The following is a 20,862-nucleotide window of genomic DNA, read 5'->3' on the forward strand; positions in this document are numbered from 1 at the left end:
CCTCAGGCATTCCCCCTCAAATGACCGTTCGCGCCCGAAGCGCGGCCGCCAATGTGCCTTCGTCGAGATAATCGAGCTCGCCGCCGACAGGCACGCCATGCGCCAGCCGGGTGATCTTGACGTCCAATCCGGTGAGCTGATCCGTTATATAGTGTGCTGTGGTCTGCCCCTCGACGGTGGCGTTGACCGCGATGATCAGTTCGCGCACGCCGCCTTCGCCAAGCCGCTCGATCAGCCCGCGGATATTCAGATCATCCGGGCCGACGCCATCCAGCGGCGACAGCGTGCCGCCGAGAACGTGGTAGGCGGCATTCATCGCGCCGGCGCGCTCCAGTGCCCAGAGATCCGATACATCCTCGACGACGATGATGACCGACTGGTCGCGGCGATCATCGGTGCAGACGGTGCAGGGATCCGAGGTATCGACATTGCCGCAGCGCGAGCAGACCTTCACCTTGTCATAGGCATCGCCCATGGCATGGGAGAGAGGACCGAGAAGCTGGTCTTTCTTCTTGATCAGATGCAGCGCCGCGCGGCGCGCCGACCGGGGGCCGAGGCCCGGGACTTTCGCCAGAAGCTGAATGAGTTTTTCGATTTCGGGGCCAGTGACTCGCTTTGCCATGCGCCGTTCTTAGCCCATATGTCGTCAAAACGGAATCGCGGAAGGATTGCTGCCGTCATGAAAATCAGTGCGGTCTGTACCGGCAGCGCCGAACGGCTGCCGGGCAAGAAATACAAGACCGGTATCTTCAAGCAGCCGGTCAACGGCGCCCTGATGATCGATGCGCAAGGGCTGGTCGGCGACGCGATCTGCAATCGCACCTATCATGGTGGCGCGGATCAGGCTGTTTATGTCGAGGGATCGCGGACGCTCGACTGGTGGAGCGGCGAACTCGGTAAACCGGTCACACCGGGCACCTTCGGCGAAAACCTCGTCATCGAGGGGCTCGACAATCGCGATGTGGCGGTGGGCGACAGGTTCATCGCAGGCGATCTTGTTCTGGAAGTCACGTCCGCCCGCATTCCCTGCGCCACCTTCGCCGCGAAGATGGAAGACCCACGCTTCGTCAAGCGCTACACCAAGGCCGGGCGGCCAGGCATCTATTGCCGGGTTCTTGCCGGCGCGATCGTCGAGGCGGAAATGCCGGTGACCTATCAGCCGTTTTCAGGCGCCAGGGTGACCATGCCTGAAATGATGGAGACGTTCGGGAAAAAGCTCTCGCCCGAAGACCGGGAGCGGTATCTCGCAGCACCCATTCACTACAAGCTGCGGGCTCTGCTCGAGGCGCAGGCCTGAGATCAGCGCGTGGCGATCGCCATCGCGGCACCGGCCATCGTTGCGGCACTCGCACGATTGGCAATCCGCACGGCGCGAGGGCTCTTCAGGAAGCCGCGGGCTTTTGCGGCCAGGAACATCCAGCTGAAATCGACGACCGCCAGCACCACGATCAGTGTTACGACGAGCTCCGCCCAGCCGCCGAAGGAAACGGCGCGGATGTCGATGATCGACGGCAGAAGGGCGATGTAAAACATCATGATCTTCGGATTGCCGAGCGCGATCGCCAGACCCGTCAGAAACATCCGGCTTCGCGAACGGGCCTGCGGAAGCTCCTCTTCCTCGACATCAGGTCTTGCGAACCACATTTTCCAGGCGAGGTAGAGGAGATAGAGAATGCCGAGCCATTTGATGACGACGAAGGCGTGATAGAAGGTTTCGGCAATGGCCGAAAGGCCGGCGATGGCGCAGGTCAGCCAGATCGCATCACCTGCCCACATACCGAAGAGGAAGGGCAGCACATCGCGCGCGCCCTTCGAGATGACACGGGCAACGAGCGCCGCAACGCTCGGGCCGGGCGTGCCGGCGGCGATGAAGAGAGCGCCGGCAAATACCAGCAGGGCCGTCAGCGTCATCATAAAGGCTTCATCCCGGACGTGGCCTTATCAGAACGGCATCTTGAAGCCGGGCGGGATCGGCAGGCCGGCCGTCAGCGCCTTGGTCTTTTCAGCCGTGACGGCCTCGGCCTTGTCCTTGGCATCCTTGTGGGCGGCAACGATCAGGTCTTCGAGGATCTCGACGTCGTCTTCCTTGAACAGGGACGGATCGATCTTCAGGCTCTGCATTTCGCCCTTGCCGTTGAGGACAACGGTGACCAGTCCGCCACCGGACTTGCCTTCGGCCTTGAGCTCGGCGATCTCCGCCTGCATCTGCTCCATCTTGGCCTGCATTTCCTTGACTTTGCCCATCATTCCCATGAGGTCGCGCATCGTCTTTTCCTTCTCTGAAAGTCTAGAATTCTATGTCGTCGCCCGGCAGGATGTCGCCATCTTCGGATTCGGCGACGGCGGGCGGCTTGATATCGCCCTCTTCCTCCGGCTCCGGCGCCCGGACGCGGACGTCGATAATCTTGGCGCCCGGAAACCGCGCGAGGATCGCCGCCACATCCGGGTCCTGGCGGGCATCGCTGACCTGCTGTTCCTTGGCCTTGGCCTCGGCTTCGACCATGGTCGGATCACCGGGCTCGCGGCTCAGACTAACGATCCAATGGATCCCCGTCCATTCCTTGAGCTTGACGGCCAGTTCATTGAGCAGCGTTGCCGGAGCGCCGTCCGTCAGATTGACATCCAGGCGGCCGGGATCGACCCGGACAGGACGCACGAAGGTGCGGACCAGCGCCTTGATCTTGGCATCGCGCTTTTCACCGGCCAGATTGACAATATCGGCAATCGAATTCACGGCAACCAGCGGCTTCGGCGCTTCGGCGGGCTTGGTCTCGAGGCGCCCGGCCTGCATCGGCTGCGGATCGGGGTTCGGAACGGCGCGCAGCATCGCGGTCGGGCCATTCGGCTGCGGGCGCGGCGCAGTTTCCGGTGCGCGCGCCATGGCCGCCGACTGATAGGCGACGGTCGCGCCACCGCCATTGCCCGAGGAACCCGGTGCCGGGCGGCCGGAGCCGCCGCCATTGTCTGAAAATTCAGCGAGCCTGCGGGCCGCATCTTCGGGTGCCGGCAGATGCGCGGCGTGGGCAAGACGGATCAGCACCATTTCGGCCGCACCCGCCGTGCGCGACGACGCCTCGGTTTCCGGAATGCCCTTCAGCAGCATCTGCCAGATGCGCGACAGCGTGGTCACCGCCACACCCTGGGCGAATTCCGCAGCCTTGGTGCGCTCGACCTCGCTCAGAGACGGATCGTTGGCGGCATCAGGCACGTATTTCAAACGGGTGACGAGATGCGTAAAGTCGGCAAGGTCGGTCAGCACTACGACGGGATTGGCGCCTGCCTCGTACTGTGCCTGAAACTCGTTGAGTGCCAAAGCGACATCGCCCTTCACCACATGCTGGAAAAGATCGACGATACGGGCGCGGTCGGCGAGACCGAGCATGCTGCGCACGGCCTCGGCCTGGACGGCACCGCCGCCATGGGCAATGGCTTGGTCGAGCAGCGAGAGACCGTCACGCGCCGAACCTTCGGCAGCGCGGGCGATCATGGCCAGCGCATCCGGCTCGGCCTCGATGCCTTCCTTGGAAGCAATAGTCGTGAACAGGCCGACGAGATCGGAAGCGCTGATGCGGCGCAGGTCGAAGCGCTGGCAGCGCGACAGGACGGTGATCGGAACCTTGCGGATTTCTGTGGTCGCGAAGATGAACTTCACATGCTCCGGCGGCTCCTCGAGCGTCTTCAGCAGTCCGTTGAAGGCTGCCGTCGAGAGCATATGCACTTCGTCGATGATGTAGACCTTGTAGCGCGCCGAAACCGGGCGATAGCGCACCTGCTCGATGATCTCTCTGATATCGTCGATGCCGGTATGCGAGGCAGCGTCCATCTCGATCACATCGACATGGCGGCCTTCCATGATTGCCTGGCAGTGTTCGCCGGGCACACGCAGATCGATCGTCGGCTTGTCGATCTCAGCGGTCTTGTAGTTCAGGGCACGCGCCAGAATGCGCGCGGTCGTCGTCTTGCCGACGCCGCGAACGCCGGTCAGCATATATGCCTGCGCGATGCGGCCGGTCTCGAAGGCGTTGGTCAGCGTACGGACCATCGGCTCCTGGCCGACCATCAGGTCCGTGAAATCCTTGGGGCGGTATTTGCGTGCCAGCACCCGGTATCCGGTGCCCGTCGAGGCGGCATCTTGTGATTGTCGCTCGGTGTCGCTCATCGCCCTGCTTGGCGCCCGGAATCCCGGGCAAAGGATGGAGAGAAGGGTGGGAGGCTGGCACGATGACCCGTGCCGGGCTCGTTAGGGCTGCTTCCTTCCGGACCTGACCCGGTTGGCGAGTGGCTCGTCCACCACCAACCTCCCGAATGCACATATCGGCAATATCGTCATCAAAAGCAAGCCAAGCTCAAAAAAAACTGCTAATCATTGGAAAACAATGGAGGAATGCCCGTTGACGGATTTCGCGCTCGACCCCCGGCTCGAAAAAGACAGCATCAGCGTCATGCAGACTGGCCTTTGCGATCTCAGATTATCGAAGGACGCACGCTGGCCCTGGCTGATCCTGATTCCGCGGCGGACCGGGATCACCGAGATTTTCGAATTGACGCCGCTCGATCAGGTGATGCTGACATTCGAGACCGAGGTGGTGGCCAGCGCGCTCAAGAAGCTGACCGGGGCGACAAAAATCAATGTCGGGGCTCTTGGCAATATCGTCCGCCAGCTTCATGTTCATGTCATCGCCCGCTTCGAAGGCGATGCCAATTGGCCGGGTCCGATCTGGGGTTTCGGCACGGCCGAGCCTTATGAGGACGGGAAGCGGGAGCAGTTCATAGCGACATTGCGGGAAGCCCTTTCATCATGAGTTCTTCAATTTTCGATACGGACGTTCCGCATCCGGAGCCGAGCAACCTCACCGCCTTCGCCGCCAACGACCTGAACCGTGATTCCGAACACCGCGACGAGAAATCGGTCGAGACGGCGCTGGCGAAGGAAGGCACGCATATCTTTGCCTTTGCCAAGGACAAGCTGGTCCTGAAGCATGATGGCCAGGTGCTGGATCCGCTCTTTGCCCGCTACGAATTGCAGGAACTGCAGCCCCATTGGGACGAGACGATCCTGCTCGGCTATCGCAAATCCGGCGAGCCGCGGCTAGCCGTGCCGGTCGGCGTGCCGGAGGAGCAACTCGAAAGCCACTACAAGCCGGCCGACGGACGCACGCTCTATCGCGATCAGCTTGTCGACGAGGTGCTGCTCGGCGAATTTGCCCAGGCTGCAAGCCTGATCCGCTGGAACGGCGACAACAAGTTCTGCGGCCGCTGCGGCGGCAGCATGGAGCAGAAGATCGGCGGCTACAAACGCGTCTGCACTGCCTGCGAACACATGATCTTCCCGCGCACCGACCCCGTCGTCATCATGCTGACGATCGACGAGAAGCGCGATCTCTGCCTGCTTGGCCGTGGACCGCATTTCGCGCCCGGCATGTATTCCTGTCTCGCCGGCTTCGTGGAGCCCGGTGAAACCATCGAGAACGCCGTGCGCCGCGAAACGCTTGAGGAATCCGGCATCAGGACCGGGCGCGTCCGCTATCACGCCTCCCAGCCCTGGCCGATGCCGCATACGCTGATGATCGGCTGCTATGCCGAGGCGAAATCCAGCGAGATCACCCGCGACGAGGCCGAGCTCGAGGATTGCCGCTGGTTTACCCGCGAGGAAACGATCGAGATGCTGGAGCGCCCCGGCGCCAACGGCCAGGCCTCTCCGCCGAAAGGCGCCATCGCCCACCGCCTGATGCGCGACTGGGTGGAGTGGAAGCGATAGGCCATGCCGGTTTCGCGCTCGGAACGGCTGCTTGCTCTTCTGCAGGTGCTCCGCCGGCACCGCCGTCCTGTCAGCGGCATCATTCTCGCAGAGCAGACCGGCGTCAGCCTGCGCACGCTCTACCGTGACATTGCCAGCCTGCAGAGCCAGGGTGCGATGATCGAAGGGGAAGCCGGCGTCGGCTATGTGCTGAAGCCCGGCTTCATGCTGCCGCCGATGATGTTTTCCGAAGAGGAGCTCGAAGCGCTGGTGCTGGGTTCACGCTGGGTGAACCGCTCGGCGGAACCGCGGCTAGCGGGCGCTGCTGCCGATGCGCTGGCGAAGATCGCCGCCGTCCTGCCTGCCGAAATGCGCGAGACGATCGAATCGGCAACGCTGCTTGTCGGCCCCAAGCGCGCCAACGAGGACAAGGCGGATGTCGCCCTGATCCGCAAGGCGATCCGTACCGAACGCATTCTCGAACTGCACTATAGCGACGAGCAGGGACGCATCTCGCTCCGGCGCGTCTGGCCTTTCGCCCTCGGCTATTTCGAGCATATCCGGATGGTGATGGCCTGGTGCGAGCTGCGCCGCGGCTTCCGCCATTTCCGCACGGACCGGATCATCGACATGACGCAGCACGAGGAGCGCTATCCCCGCCGCCGGACCGCGCTGATGAAAGAGTGGCGCGAGGCAGAGCACGTGCCTGTCGAACGCTAAAGGCTACTGCCAGAATCTGACAGTAGGCCGCGCTATTATCGGTACCAATCCATAAGGAGGACCGATAATGACGAGCGTGAAACTCAGCACCGCAAATTACGGCGACTGCCTTGTCGAGACGTCTTCTGCACATGCGGGATATCCGCAGTCCCTGATGCTGCGTATGATGCAGAAAGCATCGCGCAACATGGCGAGGGGTGATGCCCCCCGCCTCGACCCGCGGTCGATGCCGGCAAACATGCGGCGCGACCTCGGCCTTTCCGGCTGGACCTCCCGAGAGGGCGAGGCATAGCCGGCAGCATACAGCCCAGCACACCCCGACAGCAGACATTTCATACCGCCGCTGCAACGCACCGCGGCACGCCTTTTCATTGCAGCCATCTCAACCAAGAGGATAAGACCATGACCAGCCCGAATTCCATCATTCTCTACGTCAAGGACCCGGCCGAAAGCGAACGCTTCTACAAGGACATCCTCGGCCGCGACGCGGCGTTCTCTTCGCCCAACTTCGTCGCCTTTCCGCTCGATGGCGGTTTCACGCTCGGCCTCTGGCGCCGCAGCAATGTCGAGCCGCAGCCGTCGGCGATCGGCAATCGCGGCGAAATCGCCTTCATGGTACCGGGAGACCGTGCGGTGGCCAAGCAATATGAGGACTGGCGCAAGCGCGGCCTGCCGATCGCCCAGGAGCTCGTCGATCTCGATTTCGGACCGACCTTCGTGGTGCTCGACCCGGATGGCCACCGTCTGCGGGTTTGCGAACCGGACAAGTGACAATGAAAAGGGCGCCCGAGGCGCCCTTTTTTACGACTATTTGTGCAACAGGCCGCGCATCGGATGGCCTTTATAGACCCCGAGGATGCGAACCTTCTCGGAGAAGAACCTGAGCTCCTCGAGCGCCTGGCGGACATTGCTGTCATTGGCGTGGCCTTCGATATCGGCATAGAACTGCGTGGCGATGAACTTGCCGCCGATCTGGTAGCTTTCCAGCTTCGTCATGTTGATGTTGTTGGTCGCGAAACCACCGAGCGCCTTGTAAAGGGCGGCCGGAATATTGCGGACGTTGAAGACGAAGGTCGTGACGATCTTCTCTTCTTCATTCGAACGGTTCGCCCATTTCTCGTCGCGCGACAGCACGACGAAGCGGGTGACATTGCTTTCAGTGTCCTCGACATTTTCGGCAACGATCTCAAGATCATAGAGATCGGCGGCCAGGCGCGGCGCAAGCGCGGCCATCGTCCGGTCACCGGTTTCCTGAACCATCTTTGCGGCACCGGCCGTATCGCCGGCGATGACAGGCTTCCAGCCATTGGCACGGACGATCTTGCGGCACTGGCCGAGCGCGTGGATGTGGCTGTGAACCGTGCGGATCTCGTCCTTCGAGACGCCCGGCAGCACCATCAGCTGAAAGCGGATCGGCATGAAATATTCGCCGACGATATGCAGCCTCGAATCCGGCAGTAGATGATGGATATCGGCAACGCGCCCTGCAATCGTATTCTCGATCGGGATCATGGCGAGATCGGCTTCGCCGCTTTCGAGCGCGGTGAAGGCGTCCTCGAAGGTCTGGCAGGGAAGCGGTTCCATGGTCGGGAACATGTCGCGGCAGGCCATATCGGAATTGGCGCCGAATTCGCCCTGGAATGAAATCCGGTTTGTCTTGTTGTTCATGGCTATGTCCTTCAAGCCTGTCTTGCCGCGAGAATCCGGCGGGCCTTTTCGAGATCGGCGGGGGTATCGACGCCGAGCGGTACGGTTTCGACGATTTCGGCATCGATGCGCATACCCGCTTCCAGCGCCCGCAGCTGCTCCAGCGATTCGCGCAGCTCCAGCACCGACGGGCCGAGCGTCACGAAGCGCTCCAGCGCCGGCCGGCGGTAAGCGTAAAGGCCAATATGATGATAGAGCGGACCCTTGCCATAGGGCGCAGTGGCGCGGGTGAAATAGAGGCCGCGCAGGCGCGTCTCGGAAAGCGGCGAGCCGACGACCTTGACGATATGCGGGGCGGTCTTGTCTTCCTCGTTGTCAATCTCGATCGTCAGCGTGGCGATATCGACCGCTTCGTCGTCGAGCGGGCGCAGAGAAGCGCGGATGGTTTCGGGCTCGATGGTCGGCAGATCGCCCTGCACGTTGACGATGATCTTGGCCCTGCCTTCAGGATCGATCTTGGTCATCGCCTCGTGAATGCGGTCCGAACCTGACTGGTGGTGACCGCCGGTCATGATCACCTCGAAGCCGGCCTCGGCGACGGCGTCGAAGACGCGCTGATCATCGACCGCGACGACGACGCGGCCGATGTCGGCTTCCCGAGCACGCATGGCGACCTGAACGATCATGGGCAGCCCGCAGATATCGGCCAGCGGCTTGCCCGGAAGCCGGGTCGAAGCCATGCGTGCCGGGATCAGAACGAGGACGTCATCTAAATTTGAACCAGTCATCTGTCGGGCCTTCTATTCCGGGCGGAAAAGTGTCAAAAAGTCTCACGTACAGGACCATTTAGACAGTTGCAACGAACAGCCAAAAGACATAGGTTCCGCGCGATTTCAAGATGGTACCTTTTTAGGGTCTGCCGACTGCACGGGGAGCATTGCAGATGAATTCTTACGTCAATACGGCCGTTGGTGCACTGCTCGGAACGATTTTCGTGCTGATGTCGGTGTCTATCGCGTCCGAAGGAATCTTCCATTCCGAAGCGCCGGAAAAAGAAGGCTTCACGATCGTCGCCGAGGAAACACCGGCTGCCGGTGGGGGCGAGGCCGCTGCTGCCGCCATGGTTCCGATTGGAAAGCTGCTGCCGACGGCCGACGCCAAGGCTGGCGAAACCATCTTCAAGAAGTGTCAGGCCTGTCATGACGCGACCAAGGGGGGGCCGAACAAAGTCGGTCCGAACCTCTATGGTCTCGTCGATCGCCCGATCGCTTCGCATGAAGGCTTCGCCTATTCGTCGGCTATGAAGGATTTCTCCAAGGGCGGTGCTGAAAAGTGGACCTTCGACCACCTGAACCACTTCCTGATGGCACCGAAGAAGCAGATTCCGGGTACGGCGATGGGCTTTGCCGGTCTGCCGAAGGAACAGGATCGCGCCAACGTGCTGCTTTATCTGCACACCCTGGCCGACACACCCGCTCCGCTGCCGGATCCGAACGCTCCGGATACGATCACGCAGTAAGCTGATCGCGACATCGGAAATGAGATTGAAGCCCGGCCGCAAACCGGGCTTTTTCCTTGTCGCGATTTCGCGGCTTATGGCCCGAGCAGGTAGGCCCAGAGCGACACGGAAATTGCGCCAAGCGCCGTCGTCATGGTGATGGTTGATGCAGCCAGGCTGTGGCCGACGCCGAAGCGGTTGGCGATCAGCCAGGCATTGACGCCTGTCGGCACCGCGGCGATCAGAACTAGCGCTGCCGTCCAGTCCTCGGCGAGGCCGACGATGTGGCTTGCAATCCAGACGCAGAAGGGCAAGAGAAGCAGCTTGCAGGCCGAGGTGACGCTGGCGATGCCGAGGTTCCCGGAAACCCCATATTTCTGCAGGGCCATGCCGAGCGAGATCAGCGCGACGGGTCCAGCAACACCGGCGATCTGATCGACGATATTTTCGACCGGGGCCGGCATGGTTAGCCCGAGCAGATGCATCGCCGCACCGGCCGCAAGACCGATCACCAGTGGGTTGCGAATGAGATTGAGACCGATCTGCTTCAGGAGCCTCAGAATACTGCGGTCGGCAGCACCGGAAATCTTGTGTTCGGCGCGCTCCATGAGGATCGTCCCGACGACCATCATAACAGGCAGATGCACGGCAATCAGGATCGACAGGGGCACCAGACCCTTGTCTCCCACGGTTCGCTGCACCAGCGGAAGGCCGACGAAAATGGTGTTGGCGAAAGCCGAGGAGACACCTGCGAGCACGCCGATGCGCGCATCGCGGCCGAAGAGCCGCGTTGCAGCGATGTGACCGACCGTCCAGGTGACGGCGACGCCGGAGAAATAGGCGATCCAGAGCCGGAACGGCGAAGCGCCATGAAAATCGGCCTCGGCAATCGTCCGGAACAGCAGCATCGGCACGGCGATCTTGAAAACGAAATCGCTCAGCGCATCACCGGTATCGGCGGTCATCAACCCCACTTTCACAATGAGCCAGCCGATCAGGATCATGATGAAGATGGGAAGAACGTCGAAAACGATTGCTGTCATGCGGGGAGAACTGCCTTGGCGCGGGAGCCAAAGGTCTAACAGCAAACGGCGCGCATTGACAAACCTGTTGGCGCAAACAAACGAAGCGGCAGAAACAAAAAAAGCGGGCAAGGCCCGCTTTTCCGCATCCGGACTTGCCGGACACCCGGTATGCGATGCTGCCAGTTCATCCGTGGTCAGCGCCGCTCCGGAACAGTCGAAGGGCATCATCCCTTCTCACCCGGCCGCATCCTTGGATGCTCATGCCGGTCTGCTTGAGAGCTTTTCTAGAAGTTCACAGTGACAGCCGCATGACGAATTGGCGGCATTTTTGCGAATATTATCAACTGGTCCCGGCCCCGGTCATTGCGGGAAATGCTCCACATGCGTTTCTGCCGTCCGGCCGAAATAGAGAACGCGGCGCCCCAGGAATGAGACGATGTAGCCGGCACATCCCATTGCCTTCACGTTCTTGCAGAAGGCACCATAGGAATAATCCGCGGGGTTCGCCTGCGCCCACCGAACCTGCGCGGCAATTCCGGCTTGATCAAACTCGGCCGCCACGCCACCATCCGACACACGGTTTTCAAGACTGACGCTGTTCCCATCGGCGAGGAAATACGACGTCGTATTCTGACGGTAATCGACGGTGTAACCCTCGAAGCCGGCCGCCAGAAGCGTTCTGATAATGTCAGGAAAATCCATCGCCTTGTCATAGGCGGCGTTCAAGCACGTTTGGGCAATAACAGTCCGTTGCGCGTCCATAGCGCCCTCCTCGATAGTGTTGGTGATGCCCGCATCTAATCCGTCGCGACGTTCCGAAGACTGCGTTCCGCGACGATCTTTCTCAAAAGCCGTTCCATCTCAGCGCGCTCCTCCAGGCTCAGTGCCCCGAAGAACTGGATGTCATTTGCATCCGCAAGCTTTGACAGCCGTTCGACGAGCGGTCGCGCCGCGGCCGTAAGAGACAATGTCTGCCCGCGCCGGTCGTCTGGATCGGCACCGCGCTCGACCAGCTCTTTTGCCGTCAGGCGATCGGCGAGCTTGGAGATTGCCCCCTTTGTCATCCCCATCCGCTCGGCAAGCTTCGAGGGCGCAACGGGGCTTGCTGCGTAAAGCATGCGAAGAAACACCCATTCGGCAACCGTAACACACTCGCGCTCGAGCTTTCGCGCGAACTCCTGGGATACGGCATTCGAGACGATCCGCAGCCAATAGCCGAGGTGCGAATCGAGATCGGAGATATGATTTTTGCCAGCCATCGAACCATCTTTGTTGACTAGGAAACTAATTTGAATTGGTTTCCTAGTCAACATTATTTCGCAGAAGCGCCGCCGGTTTTTGCCTGGAATAGCTGTTTTTCCTTCCCATCAGCGGAAATTCCGCTAAGACCAAATCCCGGCTATCACTTAATCCGGGACCTCCCATTTCATGACCAAATTCGATGTTCTGACTGTCGGCAACGCCATCGTCGATATCATCGCGCGTTGCGACGACCAGTTCCTCATTGACAACGCGATCACCAAGGCAGCGATGAATCTGATCGACGCCGAGCGCGCCGAGCTGCTTTACTCCCGCATGGGACCGGCGCTCGAAGCTTCCGGCGGCAGCGCCGGCAATACGGCGGCTGGTGTCGCCAGCCTTGGCGCCAAGGCCGCCTATTTCGGCAAGGTCGCCGACGACCAGCTCGGTGAAATCTTCGCGCATGATATCCGCGCCCAGGGCGTTCACTATCAGACGCAGCCGAAGGGCACCTTTCCGCCGACCGCCCGTTCGATGATCTTCGTTACCGATGACGGCGAGCGCTCGATGAACACCTATCTCGGCGCCTGCGTCGAGCTCGGCCCTGAAGACGTCGAAGCCGACGTCGTCGCCGATGCAAAGGTTACCTATTTCGAAGGCTATCTCTGGGATCCGCCGCGCGCCAAGGAAGCGATCCGCGAATGCGCCCGCATCGCGCATGAGAACAGCCGCGAAGTGTCGATGACGCTCTCCGACAGCTTCTGCGTCGGCCGCTATCGCGCCGAATTCCTCGACCTGATGCGTTCCGGCACCGTCGACATCGTCTTCGCCAACAAGCAGGAAGCGCTGTCGCTGTACGAGACCGAGGATTTCGAGGAAGCGCTGAACAAGATTGCCAAGGACTGCAAGATCGCCGCGGTGACGATGAGCGAAGACGGCGCAGTGATCCTGAAGGGCAGCGAGCGCTGGTATGTCGATGCGATCAGCATCAACGAGGTGGTCGATACGACGGGCGCCGGCGATCTCTTCGCCTCAGGCTTCCTCTACGGCTACACGCAGGGCCGCACGCTTGAGGATTGCGGCAAGCTCGGCTGCCTTGCAGCCGGTATCGTCATCCAGCAGATCGGACCACGGCCGATGAAGTCGCTTGCCGAGGCCGCCCGCGAGGCGAAGCTTATTTAAAGGCTTCGCCGGGGTACGCACCCCAGATTTCCGGCTGCGCCACCCATCCTTCGGCGCCGTCGGCATCGGCATGGCACCAGTCGCCATTGCATTCGCCGATATGGATCATCACGCCAGGCTCAAGCTTGGCGACGATGGTCGCGGACGACTGCGGCTCGCGGCGCATGTTGACGAAAACGGATTTTCCCTTGCCCTTCATCCACGGCGCAGCCAGCGCCGAGCGCTGACCTGACAGCAGCGACTGGTTGACCCAGCCCTCGGTGCCGTCGGCATCGCGGATGCGGCGCCAGTTGTCATATTCCTGGATAATCTCCACCGGCAGGCCTGCCTTCAGGTACATCCAGGAGGCAGCGTAGTCGGTTCCCGGCCCGATGCGCAGATTGACGCGCTTCGATTTCAGCGTCACAAAGCGTGGCAGCGGCAGGCCGCTTGGGCCCTTGGCCGCTTGCGCATACGCAGATTCGACAGCACCCGCCGTCAGCATCAGACCGACCGCAAAGGCGAGGCAGGACTTCAGATTGATTCCACGCATGGAGGTTTCCGTTCGCTCGAATTCGTAAGCGGGGCTCTACCCGCTCGCTGTCCGGGCTTCGACATACGCCGACCGGTGCCCGCGAGTTTTGTTTGTCTTCGCGTGCGGGTCTGGTAGAAATTGCCCGAACGTTAAAATTATCCCCCGTCTTGGTTAAAGACATCTGAACAAGGCATGGCCGGCCGCGATGACATCGAAGAAAAAACCGAAGGTCTACATCACCCGGAAGCTGCCTGACGCGGTAGAGACCCGCATGCGCGAGCTCTTCGACGCCGAACTCAACATCGACGATTCGCCGCGTTCCGCGGCCGAGCTCGCCGAGGCGGTGAAGAGCGCCGACGTTCTGGTTCCTACGGTGACCGACCGTATCGACGCCGCGCTGATCGAGCAGGCCGGACCGCAGCTGAAGCTGATTTCCAGCTTTTCGAACGGCACCGATCACATCGATGTCGAGGCCGCGGCCCGCAAGGGCATCACCGTCACCAACACCCCGAACGTGCTGACCGAAGATACCGCCGACATGACGATGGCGCTGATCCTCGCGGTGCCGCGGCGCCTCGGCGAAGGTGCGCGCGTCCTGACCGACAAGCCTGGGGAATGGGCCGGGTGGTCGCCGACCTGGATGCTCGGACGGCGCATCCACGGCAAGCGGATCGGCATTGTCGGCATGGGCCGGATCGGTACCGCCGTTGCCCGCCGCGCCAAGGCGTTCGGCCTGTCGATCCACTATCACAACCGCAAGCGCGTCAACCCCGCGACCGAGGACGAGCTGGAGGCGACATATTGGGAAAGCCTCGACCAGATGCTGGCGCGGGTCGATATCGTTTCCGTCAACTGCCCGTCGACACCGGCGACGTTCCATTTGCTGTCGGCCCGGCGGCTCGCCCTGCTGCAGCCAACGGCCTATCTGGTGAACACCGCGCGCGGCGACGTCGTTGATGAAGCGGCGCTGATCAAGTGCCTGCGCGAAGGCCGGATTGCCGGCGCCGGTCTCGACGTGTTCGAGAACGAGCCCGCGGTCAATCCGAAGCTGATCAAGCTCGCCAACGAGGGCAAGGTCGTGCTGCTGCCGCATATGAGCTCAGCGACGATCGAGGGCCGTATCGACATGGGCGACAAGGTGATCATCAACATCCGCGCCTTCATCGACGGCCACCGGCCGCCGAACCGCGTTCTACCCGGCCGTTAAGCCAGGGTCTTGCGCATCTCGACATAGGTCACCCGGTCGTATCCCGGGTGGGATTTTTCGGCGGTCCTGGCAAAGCCCCAGGCGCCGAAGATCGCATGGTTGCCGGTAAGCTCGATCCGCGTGTCGAGCCGGATCACATTCAATCCCCGCTCCTTCGCGACCGCCTCGGCAATCGCGAACAGCTGCCTGCCGATGCCTTTGCCCTGATAATCGGGCGCGATCGCCAGCTTGCCGAGATAGAGGCTGTCTTCTTCGGGGCGCAGGAACATGCATCCGGCGAGCCTGTCGCCATCCAGCGCGACGTAGCCGATTTCGGCTGCGGCCTTCGCCTGCAACGCTTCGGGCGTCAGCGAAAGGCCGGAGGACGGCGGATCGATGCGGCCGTTCATATAGGCAAAGGATGAGAGGATGAGGTCGAGCAGTTCGGCCCAGCGGCCGAAGTCTTGATCGAGCCTGATAATATCGGTCATGTCTTCCGCCGCTTGTATCGTATCGTATCGAAACGCGTCGTCAGCGCGTCGTAGAGCAGCAGCCGCCCGATCAACGGCTCGCCACTGCGGGTGATCAGCTTGATCGCTTCCATGGCCATCAGCGTGCCGATGACACCGGTCAGCGCACCGATGATGCCGGTTTCGGCACAGGCGGGGATCAACCCGTCCGGCGGAATTTCGGGAAAGAGATCCCGGTAAGCCGGATTGAGGGTGCCATCCGCGGCAGCCTCATAGGGTTTCAGAACCGTCAGCGATCCATCGAACCGGCCGACGGCACCGGTCACCAGCGGCACCCTCGCCTGCTCGGCTGCATCGGCTGCGGCGTAGCGCGTCTCGAAATTGTCGGATCCGTCGATCAGCAGATCGAAGCCCGAGAGGTGACGGCGGCCCGATTCGGAAGAGAAGCGCTCCTCGAAGCGGATGATGTTCACATGCGGATTGAGCCGGGCGATCGCAAAGGCAGCGCTCTCCGTCTTCAACTCGCCGATAGTGCCGGAATCGTGGATAACCTGCCGCTGCAGATTGGAAAGCGAAACACGGTCGTCATCAGCAATGCCAAGCGTGCCCACACCTGCAGCCGCCAGATATTGCAGAACCGGGGCGCCGAGGCCACCGGCTCCAATCACCAGTATCCGGGCGGCCTTGAGCTTCTGCTGGCCTGCCCCTCCGATCTCCGGCAGCAGGATATGACGCTGATATCGCGCGATTTCTTCGGGACTGAGCGGTTCCATGGCGGGAATGCTATCATGGCCCGAACCGAAGAGGAAAGCACCGTCCGTCATTCCCCGACATGCCCGTCGGAGACCGTCAGGAATTGCGCCCGCTCGCCGAGGGCGGAGAACATCGAGCGGTCTGTGCCGGTCATGAAGGCCTGCCCGCCGAGCGAATCGATAAGATCGAAGAGAGCCGCACGGCGCCCTTCATCGAGATGCGCGGCGATCTCGTCGAGCAGCAGCACCGGGGCGTGTCCCGTCAGATTGGCGACGAGTTTCGCATGGGCGAGGATCAGGCCGACCAGCAGCGCTTTCTGCTCGCCTGTGGAGCAGCGCTCCGCCTCCATCTGCTTCTCGCGGTGGCGGACAAGCAGATCGGCGCGGTGCGGCCCATCCAGCGTGCGCCCGGCGGCGGCATCGCGATAGCGGCTGTCGGCCAGCATCGCCGCATAATCGTCCTCGAGATCGACGGCAGGACGCGCGAATTGTCCATCCATGAAGCCCGAAAGCGCAAGTGCGGCCGAAGGGAAAGGCGAGGTCTCCCGCGTCTCTTCGATCAGCCGGGTCAGCAGACCGAGCATCTCCTGGCGGGCAAGCGCCATGGCGATGCCAAGGCTTGCCATCTGCTGTTCGATGCCGGAGAGCCAGGACGGATCGAACCTGCCTTCGTCGAGCAGCTTGTTACGGCTGCGCATGGCGCGCTCGAAATCGCTGGCGCGGCGCCCATGGGCGGGATCGAGCGAGAGCACGAGGCGGTCGAGAAAGCGGCGGCGATCGGAGGAGCCACCGGTGAACAGGCCATCCATGGATGGCGTCAGCCACAGTACGCGCAGATGATCGGTGAGCTCATCGGCCGTCTTCGCCGTCGTGCCGTTGATCCGCAACTTGCGCGCCGTATTCTCGTCCGTCGTGTCGGCCCCGGTGCCGATCTCCACGCCACCTTCCATCCCCTCGAGTTCGGCGAAGATCGAGAAGCCGGCAGAGGCGCCGACACGGGTGATATCGGAATAGGCGGCACGGCGGAGACCCCGCCCCGGCGACAGGAACGAAACCGCCTCCATCAGATTGGTTTTTCCCGCGCCATTGTCGCCTGTCAGCACGACATGGCGGCCGTCCATATCAAGCGACACTGCCGCATAATTGCGGAAGTCCGTCAGCTTGAGGCGGGAGAGAAAGACCTTGTGAGGCATCGTTTGTCCGGATTCGTGTTCCGGGCAGAGCTAAGCCGAACCGGCAGGCATGGCAAGGCTAAGGCACAAACGAATGGTGCAGGCCGCGATCTGCCCCATATGCTCTGCTTGCAGCACAATCCCGGGAATGACGAAGCCCGGCCTTCCAGCCGGGCTCGTTGTCACCAATCGTATGCCCGGGCGCTCAGTGGCCTCCGGACTTGCCGCCGCCAGATCTGTGGCTGTCATCGCGGCCTTTCTGGTGGCCGCCATCTCCGTGGCTTCCGGAATGATCATTGCCGGATCTGTCATCGCCACGGTGGTTATCGCCGGGTCTGCTGCCACCGGAACGGTTGTCTCCAGGCTTGTCACCGGAGTGGCCATTTCCGGGCTTGCCACCACCATGGTTGCCGCCGCCGGAATGGCCACCACCGTGCCTGTCGCCACCAGACTTATTGCCGCCAGGCTGTCCACCACTGGAGTGGTCGCCACCAGGCCTGCCGCCGCCGGAATTGTGGTCGCCGGGTTTACCACCGTCAGATTTGTGGCCGCCAGACTTACCGCCGTCCTTTCTGTCACCATGGCCGCCCCAGGACTTGCCCGGATCACGGCCATGCTTTCCATCACCGGAATGGCCGCTGTCCTTGTTCCCGTTACCACCATGCCCACCATGATGGTGATCGCCTTTGCCGGATCCCTGACCACCGCCGCCAGAACCATGACCGCCGTTACCTGGACCATGACCACCGTTGCCGGGGCCGTGACCACCGTCACCAGGACCATGGCCACCGTCGCCGGGTCCAGTTCCGCCGTTGCCGGGTCCAGTTCCGCCACTACCCGGGTCACCACCACTACCCGGACTGCCACCGGAACCGGCGCTCGATGCCGATACCTGCGGAGCGCCGCCGGTTCCTCCGGCATCATCGTTAGAGCCTTGGTAGTTATCCGCTGGAATCGCGGCCGTCGGGCGGCAGAGGCGGGCTTCAAGGGTTCCCGGCTTAACGAGACGACAGTCGATGCGAAGAGGAAGAGGCGCGGAATGCGAGACTGCTGGAGGCCATGAGATAGGCGATGGCCACGCCGTATTTCGCTGCTGTTCTTAACATGGGGCAACTCCCTAGTTAACAAAATGCTAACGAAATAGATTTTATATTAGCTATGCATTGCTCCCAGCTATGAACGTTGCCATCGCCATTACATCTTAATCCATAGCCAACTTCCTATTCATAAGGTCTAGCTTAAAGGGACTAGCACTTTTGAAGGATTGGATAAGAGACACTACGCCCCTTCATCGGCGGCCCGCTGGATTGATTTTTCTATCGTAAATCAGTGCCTTGCCGGAATACTCCACGTAGACGAGCATGGTCTGCCGCCGTGGTTCGCGGGGTCGCGGTAGTCACGTCTGCGCCGACGATGACGCAGCGCGATAGCCTAAAGTGCATCGATCACATCAAAGCACGCATTTGCCTGATGTAGCCGGGTGGAATTTCGGAGGTTTGCGCTTTGGCTTTAAGCTCACGAGACGTCAAAGACCGCGGGAAGAGCCTGATAGACAACCTAGATCTTGGGGAAATTTGGTGGAGCTAAGCGGGATCGAACCGCTGACCTCTTGCATGCCATGCAAGCGCTCTCCCAGCTGAGCTATAGCCCCATCAGGGTGGTCCGGTATTTCTTCCGGTCCTGGGATCCTCCGAAGCGGGCTAACCCGGCGGAGTGGCGGCTTATTACTTGCGGTTTTCGCAGATGGCAAGCCTAAAAAAACGGCCCGGAGATTTTTTGTCGTCCGGGCCGTGATTTATATCGGATCAGACTTCGTCTTCGTCGCCGGTAACGCCGATGATGTCGCTCATGTCGTCATCTTCATCGTCTTCGTCGGCTTCGAGGAAGGTATCGTCGTCGTCATCGCCTTCGATCTCGACGTCGTCATCGCCCATGTCAGGAATGTCGTCGCCGCTTGCGCCTTCATCGGCGTCCTCGAGCGACACGAGTTCGACTTCCGTGCTCTCGGTATCGACTTCCTGCACGTCGTCGTCTTCGCTTGCCGCCTCAGCGGCTGCTGCAGCCGAGGTTTCCTGGAAGAAGGAGAGTGGATAGGATTTGCCGGTATACGGAGAAACGATCGGATCCCGGTTCAGATCGTAGAACTTCTTGCCGGTTTCCGGATCGGTACGCTTGGTTCCAAGTTCCGTTTTCGCCACTATAAGCCTCGTGAGAATGGCCGAATACATTCGGCTGTGCCGTGTAAACCGGCGTTCTTTTCGGAATTTATAAGCCGGTCCCCATAATCGTTGCGGCCAATGATGTCAAAGCGAAACTTCGTATCGCAAGATGACCGGCAAATAACATTGTGTTAGGAAGCGCCGAAGACACAGAAACCGGCGAGAAACCAATGTATCAGCCGCCTCACTTTCGGGAAGACGATCTGGCGACCCAGCACCAGCTGATCCGCGCCCATCCACTCGGACTGCTGATCACCGCCGGAGCGAGCGGATTGGTCGCCAATCCGGTGCCGTTCCATCTCGATGCCGCGGCGTCGGAAAAAGGGACGTTGCGGCTGCATCTGGCAAAAGCCAACGGCCAGTGGCGCGACATCCAGGATGGAGCACCCATTCTTGCCGTCTTCCAGGGCGCCAACTCCTATGTGACGCCATCCTGGTACAAGACCAAGCAGGAGACCGGCAAGGTCGTGCCGACCTGGAACTATGCGATCGTTCAGGCGCGCGGCAGCGCCCGGGTGATCGACGATGCGGACTGGCTGCGGTCGCAGATCAACGCGCTCACCGGCCAGCATGAGGGCAGCCGCGAGAAGCCATGGGCGGTGGACGATGCGCCCGACGATTTCATCCGGGCGCAGATGAAGGGCATCATCGGCATCGAAATCGAGATATCGGCGCTTGAAGGCAAATGGAAGGTCAGTCAGAACCGCCCCGTTGCCGACCGCGAAGGCGTTGCTGCAGGATTGGGCGCGGCAAGCGGCCAGGAAGACATGATCGAGCTCGTCAAACGCTATGGCGGGCTGGAAGGAAACCATTGAAAACGACATTCACGATTGCCATCGACGGCCCGGCAGCGGCCGGAAAGGGTACGCTTTCGCGCCGGATCGCCGATGAATACGGCTTCCACCACCTCGATACGGGGCTGACCTACCGGGCGACCGCCAAGGCGCTCATCGATGCCGCCCTGCCGCTCGATGACGAGGCGGTGGCCGAAAAGATCGCCCGCGAGGTTGAACTCGCCGGGCTCGATCGCGATATTCTTTCGAAACACGAGATCGGCGAAGCCGCCTCGAAGATTGCCGTGATGCCTGCGGTGCGCCGCGCGCTTGTCGAAGCGCAGCAGCGCTTTGCCGGAATGGCGCCGGGAACGGTGCTCGACGGCCGCGACATCGGTACCGTCGTCTGCCCGGATGCCCCGGTGAAGCTTTATGTGACGGCTTCGCCCGAGGTGCGCGCGAGGCGACGCTACGACGAAATCACGGCCAAGGGGACGGCTGCCGATTTCGAGGCGATTTTCGAGGATGTGAAGCGGCGCGACGAACGCGACATGGGACGGGCCGACAGCCCTTTGAAACCAGCCGATGACGCGCACTTGCTTGATACGTCGGAAATGAGTATAGAGGCCGCGTTTCAAGCCGCAAAGTCGATCATCGATGCGGCCTTGAGCCGAAATAACTGAAATTCGAGCGGTCCGTTGGCGCCTTGCGCGGCGGGACGCTTTTTA

At 61.5% G+C, this 20,862-nt stretch carries 26 protein-coding genes, 1 tRNA gene and 1 other RNA gene; 11 read left to right on the forward strand and 17 right to left on the reverse strand.

The window, feature by feature from the left end:
- Positions 1 to 16 precede the first annotated feature (16 nt).
- Entirely contained in the window at positions 17 to 622 is a 606-nt protein-coding gene (gene recR, locus AC1DJO_RS14060; protein WP_112539896.1) for a recombination mediator RecR, read from the reverse strand.
- A 57-nt stretch (positions 623 to 679) separates the two neighbouring features.
- On the opposite strand from recR, the gene AC1DJO_RS14065 reads away from it, so the two are divergent.
- Positions 680 to 1,297 carry an MOSC domain-containing protein gene (locus AC1DJO_RS14065; RefSeq protein ID WP_477971187.1) on the forward strand — a complete coding sequence of 206 codons (618 nt, stop codon included), beginning with the start codon at positions 680 to 682 and terminating at the stop codon, positions 1,295 to 1,297.
- A 2-nt stretch (positions 1,298 to 1,299) separates the two neighbouring features.
- Here the strand turns inward: AC1DJO_RS14065 and AC1DJO_RS14070 are convergent, their stop codons facing one another.
- The 4 genes from AC1DJO_RS14070 to ffs form a co-directional block, all read right to left on the reverse strand.
- Positions 1,300 to 1,911 (reverse strand): LysE family translocator, encoded by a 612-nt coding sequence (locus AC1DJO_RS14070; RefSeq protein ID WP_112385007.1) that lies wholly within the window; start codon positions 1,909 to 1,911, stop codon positions 1,300 to 1,302.
- Positions 1,912 to 1,941: 30 nt separating this feature from the next.
- Positions 1,942 to 2,265: a YbaB/EbfC family nucleoid-associated protein gene (locus AC1DJO_RS14075; RefSeq protein ID WP_112514290.1), complete on the reverse strand. Its 324-nt coding sequence runs from the start codon at positions 2,263 to 2,265 to the stop codon at positions 1,942 to 1,944.
- Between the two features lie 22 nt (positions 2,266 to 2,287).
- The gene (locus AC1DJO_RS14080; RefSeq protein ID WP_477971189.1) at positions 2,288 to 4,159 is read right to left on the reverse strand and encodes a DNA polymerase III subunit gamma/tau; all 1,872 of its coding nucleotides are present in this window, start codon (positions 4,157 to 4,159) and stop codon (positions 2,288 to 2,290) included.
- Between the two features lie 46 nt (positions 4,160 to 4,205).
- Positions 4,206 to 4,302, reverse strand: an RNA gene (gene ffs, locus AC1DJO_RS14085) — signal recognition particle sRNA small type.
- A gap of 89 nt (positions 4,303 to 4,391) precedes the next feature.
- On the opposite strand from ffs, the gene AC1DJO_RS14090 reads away from it, so the two are divergent.
- The 5 genes from AC1DJO_RS14090 (at position 4,392) to AC1DJO_RS14110 (ending at position 7,228) form a co-directional block, all read left to right on the forward strand.
- Complete coding sequence (locus AC1DJO_RS14090) at positions 4,392 to 4,802, forward strand: HIT domain-containing protein (protein WP_477971191.1); 411 nt, start codon at positions 4,392 to 4,394, stop codon at positions 4,800 to 4,802.
- Positions 4,799 to 5,758, forward strand: a complete 960-nt coding sequence (gene nudC / locus AC1DJO_RS14095) for an NAD(+) diphosphatase (RefSeq protein WP_112385003.1) — start codon at positions 4,799 to 4,801, stop codon at positions 5,756 to 5,758. The genes AC1DJO_RS14090 and nudC overlap by 4 nt, the downstream gene beginning before the upstream one ends.
- A gap of 3 nt (positions 5,759 to 5,761) precedes the next feature.
- On the forward strand, positions 5,762 to 6,457 hold the full coding sequence (locus AC1DJO_RS14100) for a helix-turn-helix transcriptional regulator (RefSeq protein ID WP_112385002.1): 696 nt from the start codon (positions 5,762 to 5,764) through the stop codon (positions 6,455 to 6,457).
- A 67-nt stretch (positions 6,458 to 6,524) separates the two neighbouring features.
- The gene (locus AC1DJO_RS14105; RefSeq protein WP_310293666.1) at positions 6,525 to 6,749 is read left to right on the forward strand and encodes a hypothetical protein; all 225 of its coding nucleotides are present in this window, start codon (positions 6,525 to 6,527) and stop codon (positions 6,747 to 6,749) included.
- 110 nt (positions 6,750 to 6,859) lie between these two features.
- Positions 6,860 to 7,228, forward strand: coding sequence for a VOC family protein (locus tag AC1DJO_RS14110; protein ID WP_112385000.1), 369 nt, complete (start codon positions 6,860 to 6,862; stop codon positions 7,226 to 7,228).
- A gap of 36 nt (positions 7,229 to 7,264) precedes the next feature.
- On the opposite strand, the gene AC1DJO_RS14115 is transcribed toward AC1DJO_RS14110, so the two are convergent.
- A complete protein-coding gene (locus tag AC1DJO_RS14115; RefSeq protein ID WP_477971192.1) occupies positions 7,265 to 8,125 on the reverse strand; it encodes a prephenate dehydratase in 861 nt (286 codons plus the stop codon).
- 11 nt (positions 8,126 to 8,136) lie between these two features.
- Positions 8,137 to 8,892 (reverse strand): 3-deoxy-manno-octulosonate cytidylyltransferase, encoded by a 756-nt coding sequence (locus tag AC1DJO_RS14120; protein WP_477971194.1) that lies wholly within the window; start codon positions 8,890 to 8,892, stop codon positions 8,137 to 8,139.
- 155 nt (positions 8,893 to 9,047) lie between these two features.
- Between AC1DJO_RS14120 and AC1DJO_RS14125 the strand changes: the two genes are divergently transcribed.
- Entirely contained in the window at positions 9,048 to 9,623 is a 576-nt protein-coding gene (locus tag AC1DJO_RS14125) for a c-type cytochrome (RefSeq protein WP_112384997.1), read from the forward strand.
- Between the two features lie 74 nt (positions 9,624 to 9,697).
- Here AC1DJO_RS14125 and AC1DJO_RS14130 read toward each other — a convergent pair whose 3' ends face one another.
- From AC1DJO_RS14130 to AC1DJO_RS14140, 3 genes are all read right to left on the reverse strand, one after another.
- Positions 9,698 to 10,645 carry an AEC family transporter gene (locus AC1DJO_RS14130; RefSeq protein WP_477971196.1) on the reverse strand — a complete coding sequence of 316 codons (948 nt, stop codon included), beginning with the start codon at positions 10,643 to 10,645 and terminating at the stop codon, positions 9,698 to 9,700.
- A 342-nt stretch (positions 10,646 to 10,987) separates the two neighbouring features.
- On the reverse strand, positions 10,988 to 11,389 hold the full coding sequence (locus AC1DJO_RS14135; protein WP_477971198.1) for a DUF1398 family protein: 402 nt from the start codon (positions 11,387 to 11,389) through the stop codon (positions 10,988 to 10,990).
- 35 nt (positions 11,390 to 11,424) lie between these two features.
- Positions 11,425 to 11,886, reverse strand: a complete 462-nt coding sequence (locus tag AC1DJO_RS14140) for a MarR family winged helix-turn-helix transcriptional regulator (RefSeq protein ID WP_477971200.1) — start codon at positions 11,884 to 11,886, stop codon at positions 11,425 to 11,427.
- Between the two features lie 169 nt (positions 11,887 to 12,055).
- Here AC1DJO_RS14140 and AC1DJO_RS14145 point away from each other — a divergent pair, with 169 nt between their 5' ends.
- Positions 12,056 to 13,048 carry an adenosine kinase gene (locus AC1DJO_RS14145; RefSeq protein ID WP_477971202.1) on the forward strand — a complete coding sequence of 331 codons (993 nt, stop codon included), beginning with the start codon at positions 12,056 to 12,058 and terminating at the stop codon, positions 13,046 to 13,048.
- Here AC1DJO_RS14145 and AC1DJO_RS14150 read toward each other — a convergent pair.
- On the reverse strand, positions 13,041 to 13,580 hold the full coding sequence (locus AC1DJO_RS14150) for an SH3 domain-containing protein (RefSeq protein ID WP_477971204.1): 540 nt from the start codon (positions 13,578 to 13,580) through the stop codon (positions 13,041 to 13,043). The genes AC1DJO_RS14145 and AC1DJO_RS14150 overlap by 8 nt on opposite strands.
- 187 nt (positions 13,581 to 13,767) lie before the next feature.
- Here AC1DJO_RS14150 and AC1DJO_RS14155 point away from each other — a divergent pair, with 187 nt between their 5' ends.
- Complete coding sequence (locus tag AC1DJO_RS14155; protein WP_112514300.1) at positions 13,768 to 14,769, forward strand: 2-hydroxyacid dehydrogenase; 1,002 nt, start codon at positions 13,768 to 13,770, stop codon at positions 14,767 to 14,769.
- Here the strand turns inward: AC1DJO_RS14155 and AC1DJO_RS14160 are convergent.
- From AC1DJO_RS14160 to AC1DJO_RS14185, 6 genes are all read right to left on the reverse strand, one after another.
- A complete protein-coding gene (locus AC1DJO_RS14160; protein WP_477971206.1) occupies positions 14,766 to 15,239 on the reverse strand; it encodes a GNAT family N-acetyltransferase in 474 nt (157 codons plus the stop codon). The two genes, AC1DJO_RS14155 and AC1DJO_RS14160, sit on opposite strands and share 4 nt — an antisense overlap.
- Entirely contained in the window at positions 15,236 to 16,042 is an 807-nt protein-coding gene (locus AC1DJO_RS14165; RefSeq protein WP_477971208.1) for a molybdopterin-synthase adenylyltransferase MoeB, read from the reverse strand. The genes AC1DJO_RS14160 and AC1DJO_RS14165 overlap by 4 nt, the downstream gene beginning before the upstream one ends.
- Positions 16,039 to 17,163 carry a DNA replication/repair protein RecF gene (recF, locus tag AC1DJO_RS14170; RefSeq protein ID WP_477971210.1) on the reverse strand — a complete coding sequence of 375 codons (1,125 nt, stop codon included), beginning with the start codon at positions 17,161 to 17,163 and terminating at the stop codon, positions 16,039 to 16,041. Before recF ends, AC1DJO_RS14165 begins: the two co-directional genes overlap by 4 nt.
- Before the next feature lie 30 nt (positions 17,164 to 17,193).
- Entirely contained in the window at positions 17,194 to 17,976 is a 783-nt protein-coding gene (locus AC1DJO_RS14175) for a hypothetical protein (RefSeq protein ID WP_477971212.1), read from the reverse strand.
- Between the two features lie 741 nt (positions 17,977 to 18,717).
- Positions 18,718 to 18,793, reverse strand: a tRNA-Ala gene (locus AC1DJO_RS14180).
- A 154-nt stretch (positions 18,794 to 18,947) separates the two neighbouring features.
- On the reverse strand, positions 18,948 to 19,340 hold the full coding sequence (locus AC1DJO_RS14185) for a TIGR02300 family protein (protein WP_112385374.1): 393 nt from the start codon (positions 19,338 to 19,340) through the stop codon (positions 18,948 to 18,950).
- A gap of 191 nt (positions 19,341 to 19,531) precedes the next feature.
- Between AC1DJO_RS14185 and AC1DJO_RS14190 the strand changes: the two genes are divergently transcribed.
- Together AC1DJO_RS14190 and cmk are read left to right on the forward strand one after the other, a co-directional pair.
- Positions 19,532 to 20,176 carry an FMN-binding negative transcriptional regulator gene (locus tag AC1DJO_RS14190; RefSeq protein WP_477971214.1) on the forward strand — a complete coding sequence of 215 codons (645 nt, stop codon included), beginning with the start codon at positions 19,532 to 19,534 and terminating at the stop codon, positions 20,174 to 20,176.
- The gene (gene cmk / locus AC1DJO_RS14195; RefSeq protein ID WP_112384987.1) at positions 20,173 to 20,817 is read left to right on the forward strand and encodes a (d)CMP kinase; all 645 of its coding nucleotides are present in this window, start codon (positions 20,173 to 20,175) and stop codon (positions 20,815 to 20,817) included. Before AC1DJO_RS14190 ends, cmk begins: the two co-directional genes overlap by 4 nt.
- Positions 20,818 to 20,862: the final 45 nt, after the last annotated feature.

This window comes from Rhizobium sp. 05N430 (assembly GCF_056396985.1).

Excerpts from the sequence above, each read along its gene's own strand:
- recF (WP_477971210.1), bottom strand. The coding sequence starts at position 17,163 with ATGCCTCACAAGGTCTTTCTCTCCCGCCTCAAGCTGACGGACTTCCGC.
- AC1DJO_RS14070 (WP_112385007.1), bottom strand. The coding sequence starts at position 1,911 with ATGACGCTGACGGCCCTGCTGGTATTTGCCGGCGCTCTCTTCATCGCC.
- AC1DJO_RS14155 (WP_112514300.1), top strand. The coding sequence starts at position 13,768 with ATGACATCGAAGAAAAAACCGAAGGTCTACATCACCCGGAAGCTGCCT.
- AC1DJO_RS14115 (WP_477971192.1), bottom strand. The coding sequence starts at position 8,125 with ATGAACAACAAGACAAACCGGATTTCATTCCAGGGCGAATTCGGCGCC.
- AC1DJO_RS14160 (WP_477971206.1), bottom strand. The coding sequence starts at position 15,239 with ATGACCGATATTATCAGGCTCGATCAAGACTTCGGCCGCTGGGCCGAA.
- AC1DJO_RS14165 (WP_477971208.1), bottom strand. The coding sequence starts at position 16,042 with ATGACGGACGGTGCTTTCCTCTTCGGTTCGGGCCATGATAGCATTCCC.
- AC1DJO_RS14190 (WP_477971214.1), top strand. The coding sequence starts at position 19,532 with ATGTATCAGCCGCCTCACTTTCGGGAAGACGATCTGGCGACCCAGCAC.
- nudC (WP_112385003.1), top strand. The coding sequence starts at position 4,799 with ATGAGTTCTTCAATTTTCGATACGGACGTTCCGCATCCGGAGCCGAGC.
- AC1DJO_RS14145 (WP_477971202.1), top strand. The coding sequence starts at position 12,056 with ATGACCAAATTCGATGTTCTGACTGTCGGCAACGCCATCGTCGATATC.
- AC1DJO_RS14135 (WP_477971198.1), bottom strand. The coding sequence starts at position 11,389 with ATGGACGCGCAACGGACTGTTATTGCCCAAACGTGCTTGAACGCCGCC.
- AC1DJO_RS14065 (WP_477971187.1), top strand. The coding sequence starts at position 680 with ATGAAAATCAGTGCGGTCTGTACCGGCAGCGCCGAACGGCTGCCGGGC.
- AC1DJO_RS14120 (WP_477971194.1), bottom strand. The coding sequence starts at position 8,892 with ATGACTGGTTCAAATTTAGATGACGTCCTCGTTCTGATCCCGGCACGC.
- AC1DJO_RS14130 (WP_477971196.1), bottom strand. The coding sequence starts at position 10,645 with ATGACAGCAATCGTTTTCGACGTTCTTCCCATCTTCATCATGATCCTG.
- AC1DJO_RS14140 (WP_477971200.1), bottom strand. The coding sequence starts at position 11,886 with ATGGCTGGCAAAAATCATATCTCCGATCTCGATTCGCACCTCGGCTAT.
- AC1DJO_RS14150 (WP_477971204.1), bottom strand. The coding sequence starts at position 13,580 with ATGCGTGGAATCAATCTGAAGTCCTGCCTCGCCTTTGCGGTCGGTCTG.
- AC1DJO_RS14075 (WP_112514290.1), bottom strand. The coding sequence starts at position 2,265 with ATGCGCGACCTCATGGGAATGATGGGCAAAGTCAAGGAAATGCAGGCC.
- AC1DJO_RS14110 (WP_112385000.1), top strand. The coding sequence starts at position 6,860 with ATGACCAGCCCGAATTCCATCATTCTCTACGTCAAGGACCCGGCCGAA.
- AC1DJO_RS14125 (WP_112384997.1), top strand. The coding sequence starts at position 9,048 with ATGAATTCTTACGTCAATACGGCCGTTGGTGCACTGCTCGGAACGATT.
- AC1DJO_RS14080 (WP_477971189.1), bottom strand. The coding sequence starts at position 4,159 with ATGAGCGACACCGAGCGACAATCACAAGATGCCGCCTCGACGGGCACC.
- AC1DJO_RS14105 (WP_310293666.1), top strand. The coding sequence starts at position 6,525 with ATGACGAGCGTGAAACTCAGCACCGCAAATTACGGCGACTGCCTTGTC.
- recR (WP_112539896.1), bottom strand. The coding sequence starts at position 622 with ATGGCAAAGCGAGTCACTGGCCCCGAAATCGAAAAACTCATTCAGCTT.
- AC1DJO_RS14100 (WP_112385002.1), top strand. The coding sequence starts at position 5,762 with ATGCCGGTTTCGCGCTCGGAACGGCTGCTTGCTCTTCTGCAGGTGCTC.